Genomic DNA, 12442 nt, shown 5'->3' with positions numbered 1-12442 from the left:
CGCGTACGACGACCGGTGGGGCACCCTTCCCGCGAGAGGCGGTCTCAGCCGAGGAGCGGGGTCAGCGCGTCAGCGCTTCGCCACGAACACGTGGGCCGCGACGTCCGCGTCCAGTTCGGCCGCCTCGCCGCTGCTGCCGACCAGGATGCCGCCGGCGGACTCCGTCACCGACACCACGGAGCCGGGCTGCACGCCCGCGCGCCGCAGCGTGTACATCAGCTGGGCGTCCGTCTGGATCGGCTCGCCGATCCGGCGCACGACCACCGTCTTGCCCTCGCTCGCGTCCAGCTCGGCGAGCGACACCATCGAGTCGTCGAGGAAGGCCTCGGCCTCCGCCTTCTCGCCGAGCTCCTCAAGACCGGGGATCGGGTTCCCGTACGGCGACTCCGTCGGGTGACGCAGCAGCTCCAGGACCCGCCGCTCCACGGCCTCGCTCATCACGTGCTCCCAGCGGCAGGCCTCGGCGTGCACCTGCTCCCACTCCAGGCCGATCACGTCGACGAGCAGGCACTCCGCGAGGCGGTGCTTGCGCATGACACGGGTGGCGAGGCGGCGGCCCTCGTCGGTCAGCTCCAGGTGCCGGTCGCTGGCGACGGCCACCAGTCCGTCGCGCTCCATCCGGGCCACCGTCTGGCTCACCGTTGGGCCGCTCTGGTCGAGCCGCTCGGCGATCCGGGCACGCATGGGGACCACACCTTCCTCCTCAAGCTCGAGGATGGTGCGGAGATACATCTCCGTTGTGTCGATCAGTCCGGACATACGTGCCCCTCGATGAGTCGTGCGCTGGCCCTGCACCAATTCTGACGCATCGCGCCGACAACCGGGCCTCACCGGCCCAAGGCGGTATTGACAGAGCAATGGTCCAGACCGCACCGTGATCGGCGACCGGGGCACGACCAGGGCACGACCACGACACGACGCGACGACGCGACGGCGACGAGAAGGAGCTTCCGGAATGGGCGACAGCGCGGGCGAGAGCAAGCTGGCCGGACAGTTCTTCGACGCCGCGATCGGCCTGCTCCAGCAGGTGCGCGACGGCGACTCGGCCGAGATCGCCGCGGCCGGCGCCGCGATCGCCGAGGCCGTCGCCAACGGCAACCGGCTCTTCGCCTTCGGCGCGGGCCACTCCTCGCTCGCCGCCCAGGACGTCGTCTACCGGGCCGGCGGCCTCGCCCTCATGAACCTGCTCGTCGTCCCCGGTGTCGTCGGCGTCGACGTCATGCCGGCCACCCTCGGCTCCGCCCTCGAACGCGTCGACGGCCTCGCCGGGGCGGTCCTGGACTCCTCCCCCGCCACCGCCGGGGACGTCCTGATCATCATCTCCCTCTCCGGGCGCAACGCCCTGCCCGTCGAGATGGCCATGAACGCCCGCGCGCTCGGCCTCACCGTCATCGGCGTGACCTCGGTGGCGTACGCGACGGAGACCAAGTCCCGGCACGTCTCGGGGACGTACCTCAAGGACCACTGCGACATCGTCCTCGACTCCCGGATCGCCGTCGGCGACGCCGAGCTCACCCACGAGGGCATCGAGGCCCCCTTCGCACCCGCCTCCACCGTCGTCACCAGTGCCCTCATGCAGGCCACCCTGGCCGCCGCCGCCGAGGACCTCGTCCGCCGGGGCATCGAACCGCCGCTGCTGCGCTCCGGGAACGTCGACGGCGGCCACGAGTGGAACGGCCGCGTGATGACGGAGTACGGCGACCGGATCTTCTACCGGCACTGAGGGGTGTCGAGGAGCAGCGCGTTGAGGGTGGCGTAGTCGGCGCCGCCCTCCAGTTCCTCCGCCGTGCCCCGTTCGAGCAGTTCGCGGGCCGCCCGGCCCGCGAGCCCGTACGCCGCCTCCGCGATCGACGAGACCGCGCTCACCCGGGCCACGCCCGCAGCCGCGAGCTCGGCCACCGACAGCGTTCCCGGGCCCACCGCGACGTTCACGGGCAGCGGCGGCGACCCGGCGACCAGGCGCTCGACCGTCCCGGCGTCCAGCGCGCCGAGGACGAAGATCCCGTCCGCCCCGGCCGCCGCGTAGGCCACGGCCCGGGACAACGTGTCCTCCGGCCCAGGTGACCGCCGTCTCCGCGGCCGAGCGACCAGGCGACACCCGCACTCGTCGTCGCCACCCGCCGGGGCCCCCGCGTCCGCGACGACCCGCGCCGAGGCGACGTCCCACGCGTTGGGCAGGACCACCGGGCGACCCGGCACGTGCAGGGAACGGAAGAGCCGGGCCTTGTCGGGAAGAGCCGCCGGAGCGGTCTGCGTCGTCTGCGTCGTCATGGCCGGATCCCCTCACAGGAGCCGGCAGGACGGCGCTCCTAGACCGCGTCCGGCCGGTCCCCCAGGTCCAGCGCCACCGCCACCCTCGACGCCACCGCCTCCGCGAAGACCACGTCCTCGCGCTCGAACGGCCGGCGGCACGCGGCCCGCAGGAACGTCACCACGCCCAGCGTGCGGCCCCGGGAGCGCAGGGTCACACAGACCGCGTGGGCCGCGTCGGCGGGCCACTGGTGGGCCTCCGCCCACACCTCGGCCGTGCGGCCCGCGCTCGCGCGGACCGTGCCCACCCGGTCCCAGGCCTGCAGCGCCGGATGCCTCGGGCCGTATCGCAGCGGGATGCCGCCGCCCACCACAGGGGACGCCGGGCCGGGCGCGCCCGCCGGGGTCGCCAGGGCCCGGGTCAGGCGCCGCTCGCCCGCGACCCGGTCGACCAGGGCGTGGTCCGCGAACCCGGCGAGCGCGAAGTCGAGCAGCACCGCCGCCGCCTCCGCCGGGTCCTCGCACTCCGCCGCCGCCGCGCCTGCCCGGTGCAGCTGGCTCCACCGGAACCGCAGCCGGTCCGCCTCGCGCGCCGCGAGCCGCTCCTCCGTCACGTCCTGGAACAGCCAGGCCACACCCAGCGGCACCGGCTCCTCCGCCATCGGCGAGGACAGCAGCAGGAAGCCGCTGCGCCAGCACCGGCGCCGCTCCCCGTCGGACGTCCGCAGCGTCACCCACACCTCGGCGGGCGCCTGTGGCGTGCCCTCCGCCAGGACGTGCTGGAGGGCGGCCTCCAGCTCCTCCGCGCCGTGCACGACGACATCGCCCAGCGGGCGTCCGAGCAGGGCCGTACGCCCGGTTCCGAAGGCGCGGGCGGCGTGGCCGTTGACCATGGCGGGGCGCAGGTCGGCGTCCACGAGGACGACGCCCCAGGACGCGTCCTCGAACAGCGCCTCGCTGAGCGCCACCGACCGCTCCAGGTCGAGCTGGACGTGGACCTCGCTGAACGCGCAGTACACCCCCGCCGGACTGCCGTCCGCCGCTCGTACGCCGGCGGCCTGGCTGCGTACGAGCACCCGGCCGCCGTCCTTGCGGAGCAGCGCCAGCTCGTGGACCTGCCGGCCGGGGCCCTTCATGGCCCCCATCAGCCGCTGCAGGGTCTCCTCGGCGTCGGCGCTGCGCGCCGCCCAGCCCTCGAACCCGCGCCGTCCGACCGCCTCGGCTGCGGACCAGCCGAGGATCCGCTCGGCCTCGCGGTTCCAGTGCGTGACCGTCCCGTCGGCGTCGAACGCGCAGAGCGCCGCGTCCATCCCGTCGAGCAGCGCGGCCAGCAGATCGGCCCCCGCCCCGGGAACGGAAGCGGTCGCGCTCGCGGACCCCGTGAAAGCACTCATCCCGGCACCCCCCATGCTGCCGCCATTCAACTGGAACGTGACGCAGAGCACATCACCTTCACGGAAATCGTTGCATCGCGGAAACGCATTCCGGTACGGGGGCGGCGAGCGGGCGCGGGAGCGGGTACGCCAGGGGCATGTGCGCCGGTCAGGGCGCCAGGCGCTCGACCCGCCACGTCTCGCCGGCCGAGCCCCCCGCGCCGTCCGGGCCGCCCTCGCGGACGTACCGCAGCCGGTCGTGGAGCCGGTTCTCGTGGCCCTGCCAGAACTCGACCGCGTCCGGCACGACCCGGATGCCGCCCCACTCCGGCGGGACCGGCACCTGCGTGTCGCCGGGGTAGCGGGCGGCGAGCTCCCCGTACCGGGCGAGGAGTTCCGCGCGGGATGCGATCACCGAGGACTGCGGGCTCGCCCAGGCACCCAGCTGGGAGCCGTGCGGGCGGCTGCGGAAGTAGGCGACCGTCTCGTCGCGGCCGATGCGCTCGGCGCGGCCCGTGACGATGACCTGGCGGGCCAGCGGGTGCCAGGGGAAGAGCAGCGAGACGTACGGGTTGGCCGCGAGCTCCGCGCCCTTGCGGGAGTCGTAGTTGGTGAAGAAGACGAAGCCGGCCCGGTCGTAGTGCTTCAGGAGCACCGTGCGCGAGGACGGGCGGCCGTCGGGGGTGGCCGTGGAGACGATCATCGCGTTCGGCTCGTGGATCGCCGGATTCGCGACGGTCTCCTTGAACCAGCGGGTGAACTGCGAGATCGGTTCGGGCGCGAGGTCGGCGGCCGACAGCTCGGTGGTGCGGTACTGCTCGCGCATGTCCGCGGGATCCAGGGCGTCGTTCACAGGATCGGTCACGGGGCCATCCTGCCGCAGCACCTCAGTTTGCCCGGCACCGCGTGCCGCCAATCCTCACTCGCCGAATCGGCGGAGTGTGCCGGATGTCACGCTTCCCCGCATCATCGGAACCGTACAGACTCTTGGGCTGGACGACTGTTGAATCCCCACCATCGACCACCATTAGGTTGATCGATCATCGATAGAGGAGCCGCCTGATGTCCGACTTCGTACCCGGGCTCGAGGGAGTCGTCGCGTTCGAGACGGAGATCGCCGAACCCGACAAGGAAGGCGGCGCCCTCCGGTACCGCGGCGTCGACATCGAGGACCTCGTCGGCCACGTCTCGTTCGGCAACGTCTGGGGCCTGCTCGTCGACGGCGCCTTCAACCCCGGCCTGCCGGCCGCCGAGCCGTTCCCCATCCCCGTGCACTCCGGCGACATCCGCGTCGACGTGCAGTCCGCGCTCGCGATGCTCGCGCCCGTGTGGGGCCTCAAGCCGCTCCTCGACATCTCCGCCGAGCAGGCCCGCGACGACCTCGCCCGCGCCGCCGTCATGGCGCTCTCGTACGTTGCCCAGTCCGCCCGCGGCCAGGGCCTCCCCATGGTCCCGCAGAGCGAGATCGACAAGGCCGAGTCCGTCGTCGAGCGCTTCATGATCCGCTGGCGCGGCGAGCCCGACCCGAAGCACGTCAAGGCCGTCGACGCCTACTGGACCTCCGCCGCAGAGCACGGCATGAACGCCTCCACGTTCACCGCGCGCGTCATCGCCTCCACCGGCGCCGACGTGGCCGCCTCGCTCTCCGGCGCCGTCGGCGCCATGTCCGGCCCGCTGCACGGCGGCGCGCCCTCCCGCGTCCTCGGCATGATCGAGGAGATCGAGCGGACCGGCGACGCCACCGCGTACGTGAAGCAGGCCCTCGACAAGGGCGAGCGCCTCATGGGCTTCGGCCACCGCGTCTACCGCGCCGAGGACCCCCGCGCGCGCGTGCTGCGCCGGACGGCGAAGGAGCTGGACGCCCCGCGCTACGAGGTGGCCGCCGCGCTGGAGAAGGCCGCCCTGGACGAGCTGCACAACCGGCGCCCCGACCGCGTCCTGGCGACGAACGTCGAGTTCTGGGCGGCCATCGTCCTGGACTTCGCCGAGGTCCCGGCGCACATGTTCACGTCGATGTTCACGTGCGCGCGTACGGCCGGCTGGTCGGCGCACATCCTGGAGCAGAAACGCACGGGCCGCCTCGTGCGCCCGTCGGCCCGCTACACGGGTCCGGGGCAGCGGAACCCGCGCGAGATCGAGGGATACGCAGACATCGCGGGCTGAGTACCCGCGTCCCGTCCGTCCGGCGACGGCCCGACCCGCACAGTCGGGGCCGTCGCCGCGGACGTCGCACGGGGCGTCGCCGGGGACGACGGGACGTCGCCTCCTAGGACGACAGGGCGGGCTGCGCCTCCGGGTGCAGCAGCAGGTCCGCGTGGTGGCGGGCCGTGGTCAGCGGGTGGGCCCGCAGCTTGCCCTTCAGCTCGTTGCGGCCGTACTCGGCGAACAGCGGGTTCGCGGGGTCGGCCGTGACGCCGGGCGCGGTCTCCGCGTACGGGAAGGCCAGCGGGGTGATCCGGGCGTCGAGCCGCGGGTTGTAGAAGAACGGCACGGAGTAGCGCTCGGTCGCCCCGGGGGGCGAGACGACCCGGTGGTTGGTGGCGATCAGATAACCGTTGGTCGCCACTTCGAGGAGCTCGCCGAGGTTCACGACGAACGCGCCCGGCAGTGGCGGCACGTCGTGGAAGTTCCCGTCCTCGCGCTGGACTTGGAGCCCTCCCACGTGGTCCTGGAGGAGCAGGGTGAGGAAGCCGTAGTCCTTGTGCGCGCCGACACCCTGGTCGTCGCCCTCGCCGCTGCTGCCCGGGTAGCGCACCAGCTTGAGGTGCGGGTGGGCGCGCGGCCCGAAGATGTCGTCGTAGAAGTCCTCGGACGCGCCGATCGAGGCGAGCAGCTCGTGCAGCAGCCGGTCGGCGACCCCGCTGAGCCGCTCGATCCAGTGCAGGGCCGCGGTCCGCAGCTCGGGGAGGGCCTCGGGCCACTGGTTGGGGCCTTCGAGCCACCAGTAGGGGGCTTCCCAGGGCGCGGGGGTCCGGGCGGGGCGCTCGGCGCCGATGTCGAGCTGGTCGCGCCAGTCGCGCGCGCCGGCGGTGCGCTCGTCGCCGATGCGGGTGTAGCCGCGGAAGTGCGGCGAGTTGATGTTGTCGAGGGCGAGCCGATCGGCCTCCGGCAGGGCGAAGAAGGCGTGCATCGCGGAGGTCAGGGCCCGCGTCTCGGCCGCGGTCACCCCGTGCCCGATCAGCTGGAAGAACCCGACGTCGTGGGCGGCCGAGTGGAGCTGGGCGTGGAGCAGGCGTCGGGCCTGGGGGTCACGGTCTGCGGCGGAGAGGTCGACGATGGGGAGCTGCGAGGGGTACGAGCTGCGAGTCATGAGTGCGTCCGCGGGGTCTACGGGTGCCCGGGGCGGCCGCCGAGGGTGGGGCGGGGGCCACGGGTGCCGGTCGGCTTGGGCTCTGAACGAGGGACCCGGTGGGGGGCGCTGGTGGTGCCCCTTGGGGTCAGGCGGAGCGGCGACAGCTCATGGACGTGACGCGGAGGAAGTCCACGTGGCGACGGCGTACGAGCGTAGGCATGCGACCAGAGTACTGCGGGCGGGGTGGATCGACTGTGGCCTGGGTCACGCTCCGTCTCCCGGTGCTCAGGGGTGTTCAAAGGGGCGGCGGTACGCGAAGATCGCCGCCACATGTGTCGAGCGCATGCCAATCATCTCGTCGCAGCACCCCGTCGCAGGAGGACGTCCATGAGTCGCCGCACACCCCGCGGGCTGATCGCCACGGCCACCGCCACCGTGGCCGTCGCCACCGCCGCCCTGCTCCCGGCCGGCGCCTCCGCCGCCCCGCTGCCCGCCCCCTCGCTTCCCCAGGCCCGCGTCTTCATGGTGAACCCGGTCCAGGCCACCGGCGACCAGTCGCTCACCGACCACAAGGACGCGGCGAGCGACGTACCGGCTTCCGCGTACGCCACCGCCACGCTGCGGAACCTCGACGCGAGCGGCGCCCTGTCGGGGAAGTGGGTCGACGTCCGTTCCGAGACCGGCAAGCCCGCCACCGTCGCGGGCGCCGCCGCGTACAACCGCTCCGACGATCAGTTCGAGCAGGTCATGGCGTACTTCTGGGTCAACGAGGCACAGGAGTACCTGCAGGGGCTCGGCTTCGGCACCGAACTGCCCGGGGCCAACGACCGGACGCAGCCGGTCCGGCTCAACCAGTGGGGCGCCGACAACTCCTTCTTCACCGACAAGAAGGCCGAGATCCGATTCGGCAAGGGCGGAGTGGACGATGCCGAGGACGCCGAGGTGATCGTGCACGAATACGGTCACGCCGTGCACCACGCCCAGGTACCCGGCTTCGGCACCTCCCCCGAGGCCGGATCCATCGGCGAGGCCTTCGGCGACTACCTGGCGGTGGCCGTCGGCACGCACGCCGTCGAGAAGTACGGGTGGGCGATGAAGGCGGACGCCGCCTGCGTCGCCGACTGGGACGCCACCGGCTACAGCGAGGCGCCGCACTGCCTCCGCCGGATCGACGGCACCAAGACGTACGCGGACCGGGAGGGCGAGGTCCACGCCGACGGCGAGATCTGGTCCCGGGCGCTCTTCGACATCCGCAACTCCCTCGGAGCCAGGACGGCCGACCGGATCATCGTCAACGCCCAGTTCGGCTTCGCGCCCGACACCGGCTTCCGGGACGCGGCCCTGACGACGGTCGCGACGGCGCAGAAGATGTACGGCACGTCGGCGGCGAACGCCGTACGGGCGGCGTTCCGGGCGCGGGAGATCCCGGGGCTCTAGTCCTCGCCGGACGAGCGCCTGGCGGGGCGGCCCCGCCAGGGGGCGCAGCCCCCGCCAGGCGGGAGCCCCGCAGGTGCGTCCAAGCCCGACACCCCCTAGGCGAGGGCCTCGTCCAGCAGCAGTGCCCATTGGGCGACCACGCGTTCGCGGCGGGCGCGGTCGTCCGTGAGGAGGGTCGCGAGGCCGAGGCCGCGCGCCATGTCCAGGAGGCCCTGGACGGTTTCGCGGACGCCGGGGCGGGACTCGTCGGCGCCCAGCACCTCGACGGCCATGCGGTGGGACTCGCGGCCGACGCGGGCCTCCAGTTCGGTCACGCGCGCGCGGAGCTGGTCCTCGCCGGAGGCGGCGACCCACAGGTGGAGGGCGGCCCGGAAGAGGGGCCCGGTGAAGAGGTCGACGAGCGCGGCGACGGCCTCGTGGCGGTCGCGGGAGGGCAGGGTCCGCAGCGCCTGGGAACGCTCCTCGGCGACGTACTCGACGGCGGCCGTGAACAGGTCCTCGCGGGTCGGGAAGTGATGCTGGGCGGCGCCCCGGGAGACGCCCGCCCGTTCCGCGACGACGGCGACCGTGGAGCCCGCCCAGCCGTGTTCGGCCAGGCAGGACACGGCCGCCTCCAGGAGCCGCTGCCGGGTGGCACGGCTCCTGTCCTGCTTGGGTGCGGTCACAGCCGCCATGCGGGGTCCCGTCGTTCGAGGAAGGCCGTCATCCCCTCGCGCGCCTCGGCGGAGGCGAAGAGCGTGGCCGACCTCTGCACCAGGTCCTCCGCGTCACGTTCGAAGGTCTCCAGGACTCTAGCGGTGACCAGCCGCTTCGCCTCGCGCAGGCCCTGCGGGGAGGCGGCGCGGAGGGAGTCGAGGATGCCGGGCAGGGCCTCGTCCCGGTCCGTCACGAGCCCCATGGCGATCGCCTCCGGCACCCCGAACCGCTCGCCCGTCAGGTAGTGGCGGGCCGCCGCACGGGACTCGATCTTCGGGAGGAGGGTGAGGGAGACGACGGCCGGGGCGACCCCGATCCGTACCTCCGTGAGCGCGAAGTCGGCCCCCTCCCCCGCCACGACGATGTCGGCGGCACCGAGCAGGCCGAGGCCGCCGGCGCGGGTGCGGCTGCCCGCGGTGACGTGGGCGACGACCGGTTTGGGCAGCTCGACGACCTGCCGGAGCAGATCGACGAAGGCGTACGGGCTCGGCGGCGCCTTGAGGTCGGCGCCCGCGCTGAACGTGGTGCCGCTGTGGGTGAGCACCACCGCCCGGACGGCGGGATCCTTGCCGCAGACGGTGAGCGCGTCGGCGAGCTCGGTGACGAGCGCCGCGGAGAGCGCGTTGCGGGTGGCCGGGGAGTCGAGGGCGAGGGTGGTGATCCCCCGCTCCTCGGTGACGACGACCAGGGTCATGTGCGGTCCCTCAACTCTCGGTCGGGGAGCTCTCGGTCCCGGGCCTCCCGGTCCCGGTCCCGGAGCTCTCGGCGGAGGATCTTCCCGGACGCTGCCCGGGGCACCGCCTCGATGAACTCGACGTCACGGACCTTCTTGTACGGCGAGACCCGGGCGGCGACGTGCGCCATGACGTCCGCGGCGGTGAGGCCGGGCGCGGCCGCCTGGCGTACGACGTACGCCTTGGGGATCTCGGTGCCGTCGGCGTCCGTGACGCCGATGACGGCGGCGTCGGCGACGCCCTCGTGGGTGAGGAGCAGCGCCTCCAGTTCGGCGGGGGCGACCTGGAAGCCCTTGTACTTGATGAGTTCCTTGACGCGGTCGACGACGTACAGCCAGCCCTCGTCGTCGACCCGGCCGATGTCGCCGGTGTGCACCCAGCCGTCGGCGTCGATCATGGCGGCGGTGGCGTCGGGCCGGCCGAGGTAGCCCTTCATGACCTGCGGTCCCCGGATGGCGACCTCGCCCTCCTCGCCGGGCGCCGCGTCCTTCGACGGGTCGCCGAGGGACACGATCCGCATCTCGGTGGACGGCAGCAGCTTGCCGACGCTGCCGGGCGGAGGGTCCTGGGCGGCGAGCGGGACGACGTGGGTGCCCGGGGACAGTTCCGTCATGCCGTACGCCTGGAGGACCGGCGGCAGCCCCAGCCGCGCCGAACAGGCCTGGGCGAGGGCCGCGTCGAGCGGTGCGGCGGCGCTGACGATGTACTCCAGGGAGGACAGGTCGTAGTCGGCGACGGCCGGGTGCTTGGCGAGGGCGAGCACGATCGGCGGGGCGACGTAGAGGCCGCTGATGCGGTGCTTCTGGATGGCGCCGAGGAAGGTGTCGAGCTCGAAGCGGGGCAGGACGACGACGGTGGCGCCCTGGCGGAGGGGCGCGTTCATGAGGGCGGTGAGCCCGTAGATGTGGAAGAAGGGGAGGATCGCCAGGATCCGGTCGCCGGGCCCCATCGGGACGACCGGCTCCAGCTGGGCGAGGTTCGTCGCGATCGAGGTGTGGGTCAGCATCACGCCCTTGGGGACACCGGTGGTGCCGGAGGAGTAAGGGAGCGCGGCGACGTCCTCGTCGGGGTCGATGTCGATCTCGGGCACGGGGCCGGTGGACCCGAGGAAGGCCTGCAGGGACCGGACGCCGTCCCGCGCTTCGTCACAGACGAGGATCTCCCTCACCCCGCCCGCGAGTTCGGCCGCCGCGCGGGCGGAGTCGAGCAGCGGGGAGACGGTGACGATCCAGCGGGCGGCGGAGTCGCGGAGCTGCTTGGCGAACTCCTCGGGGGTGGCCAGCGGATGCACGGTGGTGACGGAGGCACCCGCGCGCGTGGCGGCGTAGAAGGCGACGGGGAAGAGAACGGTGTTGGGGCTGTGCAGCGCGACCACGTCCCCCTTCCGCACCCCGGCCTCGGCGAGTCCGGCGGCGACCCGCCGGTGGAAGGCGTCGACCTGTCCGTACGTGAGAGTGAGCTCTCCCGCGCCGTCGATCAGTGCGGGGGTGTCGCCCCGCTCGGCCGCGCGGCCGAGCACCGCGTCGTGGATCGGCAGGGAGACGGTCGGAACGGCCTCGTACTCGCTGTGGAACACCATGCAAGCCCCCTGGAGAAGTGGGAGAGGTGGAAGGTGGTCGCCAGGATCGCGCGTGTGGGTACGGCTTGGGGAGACCCTGTCAGCACTCCGGGGAAACAATCAAGCACGCATGCATGATTCTTGGAAGGGAGCACCGCGGACGCACGACCCGCCCCTCGACGCGACGGCCCGCGCCCGTGAGCGGGGACGGGCCGTTCAGCGACGGTCCGGGTGTCAGCGCTCGCAGGCCACGCCGTCGCCGTCGCGGTCGAGGTGGCTGCCGTAGCCCGGGTCGCCGCGACGGATCGGGGCGGCGCCTGCGGCGCGGACGGCCGTGCAGTTGGCGTAGGAGACGCTGCCGCCGCCGGAGGACGAGTCGTCACCGGCGTCCTCCGTGGGCGTCGGCTCCTGGGTGGGCACGGGCACCTGGGTTCGCGTCGGCTTCGGGGCGGCCGGCTTGGGCTTGGGCGTCGGGGTGGGCTTGTGCAGCACCTCGTCGGGCGACTTCGGGCACGGGACGCCCGGCGCCGTCAGGTACACCACCGGCACCGCCGACGAGACCGGCGCACCGGCGGCCGGGCGCTGGAAGCACACGGTCCAGGCGGCGTGGTCGGCGGGCAGCTCGACGTCCTTGTAGGCGGCGTAGGACCGGCCCAGGTTGTCGGTGAGGAGTCGCTCGGAGTCCGCGTACGTCCCGCCGACGAGCGAGGGCATCACCGGGGTCTCCTCCGTCTTCGACGGAGTGGGCGTCGGAGTGGGCGTCGGGGCGGGTGCGCTGGCGGGGGTCGCGGTGGCCGTCGCCGAGGGCTTCGCGTCGCCCTTCTCCTCCTCCGGCGGGTCGCTGAAGACGAACGCCAGGAACCACAGACCGCCGAGGGCGGTCGCGACGATCTTCTTGTTCCGGCTCCAGCGGCTCGTCCAGGTCAGGGCTATGCCCGCCGGGGGGAGGAAGAAGAGGAGGCAGATGATCAGGGCGGGGTGCTGCCACCAGCGCCGGGCGGGCAGCGGGGCGGGAACGGGCTGGAACGGCGGCGGAGGCGGGTACACGTGCGTCTCCCGGGTGCTGTGAGCGTGTGCGAGGTGCACGGATCGTACACAGGAT

Annotated in this window: 11 protein-coding genes and 1 pseudogene; 3 read left to right on the top strand and 9 right to left on the bottom strand. The window is 73.2% G+C overall.

All coding sequences use genetic code 11. The annotated features are described in order from the left end of the window. Window positions 1–69 precede the first annotated feature (69 nt). A complete protein-coding gene (locus tag IF00_RS0126585) occupies window positions 70–759 on the bottom strand; it encodes an iron-dependent transcriptional repressor DtxR (RefSeq protein WP_030322213.1) in 690 nt (229 codons plus the stop codon). 196 nt (window positions 760–955) lie between these two features. On the opposite strand from IF00_RS0126585, the gene IF00_RS0126580 reads away from it, so the two are divergent. Further along, window positions 956–1723, top strand: a complete 768-nt coding sequence (locus tag IF00_RS0126580) for an SIS domain-containing protein (protein ID WP_030322211.1) — start codon at window positions 956–958, stop codon at window positions 1721–1723. On the opposite strand, the gene IF00_RS42850 is transcribed toward IF00_RS0126580, so the two are convergent. The 3 genes from IF00_RS42850 to pdxH form a co-directional block, all read right to left on the bottom strand. Continuing rightward, window positions 1711–2271, bottom strand: a complete 561-nt coding sequence (locus IF00_RS42850; protein WP_030322209.1) for an isocitrate lyase/phosphoenolpyruvate mutase family protein — start codon at window positions 2269–2271, stop codon at window positions 1711–1713. The two genes, IF00_RS0126580 and IF00_RS42850, sit on opposite strands and share 13 nt — an antisense overlap. 38 nt (window positions 2272–2309) lie before the next feature. Further along, window positions 2310–3644 (bottom strand): PAS domain-containing protein, encoded by a 1335-nt coding sequence (locus IF00_RS0126570; protein WP_037639105.1) that lies wholly within the window; start codon window positions 3642–3644, stop codon window positions 2310–2312. A gap of 148 nt (window positions 3645–3792) precedes the next feature. Next, window positions 3793–4449, bottom strand: coding sequence for a pyridoxamine 5'-phosphate oxidase (gene pdxH, locus IF00_RS0126565; RefSeq protein WP_030322206.1), 657 nt, complete (start codon window positions 4447–4449; stop codon window positions 3793–3795). Between the two features lie 236 nt (window positions 4450–4685). Between pdxH and IF00_RS0126560 the strand changes: the two genes are divergently transcribed. Then, window positions 4686–5786: a citrate synthase 2 gene (locus tag IF00_RS0126560; protein WP_030322205.1), complete on the top strand. Its 1101-nt coding sequence runs from the start codon at window positions 4686–4688 to the stop codon at window positions 5784–5786. Window positions 5787–5889: 103 nt separating this feature from the next. Here IF00_RS0126560 and IF00_RS0126555 read toward each other — a convergent pair whose 3' ends face one another. Continuing rightward, on the bottom strand, window positions 5890–6933 hold the full coding sequence (locus tag IF00_RS0126555) for an isopenicillin N synthase family dioxygenase (RefSeq protein ID WP_037639104.1): 1044 nt from the start codon (window positions 6931–6933) through the stop codon (window positions 5890–5892). Window positions 6934–7302: 369 nt separating this feature from the next. Here IF00_RS0126555 and IF00_RS0126550 point away from each other — a divergent pair, with 369 nt between their 5' ends. Next, window positions 7303–8352 carry a M4 family metallopeptidase gene (locus IF00_RS0126550; protein WP_030322201.1) on the top strand — a complete coding sequence of 350 codons (1050 nt, stop codon included), beginning with the start codon at window positions 7303–7305 and terminating at the stop codon, window positions 8350–8352. 95 nt (window positions 8353–8447) lie between these two features. Here IF00_RS0126550 and IF00_RS0126545 read toward each other — a convergent pair whose 3' ends face one another. The 4 genes and pseudogenes from IF00_RS0126545 to IF00_RS45165 form a co-directional block, all read right to left on the bottom strand. Further along, on the bottom strand, window positions 8448–9026 hold the full coding sequence (locus IF00_RS0126545; RefSeq protein WP_030322200.1) for a TetR/AcrR family transcriptional regulator: 579 nt from the start codon (window positions 9024–9026) through the stop codon (window positions 8448–8450). After that, window positions 9014–9742 carry an enoyl-CoA hydratase family protein gene (locus IF00_RS0126540; RefSeq protein WP_030322198.1) on the bottom strand — a complete coding sequence of 243 codons (729 nt, stop codon included), beginning with the start codon at window positions 9740–9742 and terminating at the stop codon, window positions 9014–9016. Before IF00_RS0126540 ends, IF00_RS0126545 begins: the two co-directional genes overlap by 13 nt. Further along, entirely contained in the window at window positions 9739–11361 is a 1623-nt protein-coding gene (locus IF00_RS0126535; protein ID WP_037639101.1) for an AMP-binding protein, read from the bottom strand. Before IF00_RS0126535 ends, IF00_RS0126540 begins: the two co-directional genes overlap by 4 nt. A 213-nt stretch (window positions 11362–11574) precedes the next feature. Next, a pseudogene (locus IF00_RS45165) lies at window positions 11575–11715 on the bottom strand (excalibur calcium-binding domain-containing protein); the annotation flags it as partial. Between the last annotated feature and the right edge of the window lie 727 nt (window positions 11716–12442).

The sequence above is a fragment of the Streptomyces flavochromogenes genome, from assembly GCF_000717595.1.
GTDB lineage: Bacteria > Actinomycetota > Actinomycetes > Streptomycetales > Streptomycetaceae > Streptomyces > Streptomyces flavochromogenes.
This window is presented reverse-complemented; position numbering and strand designations above follow the sequence as displayed.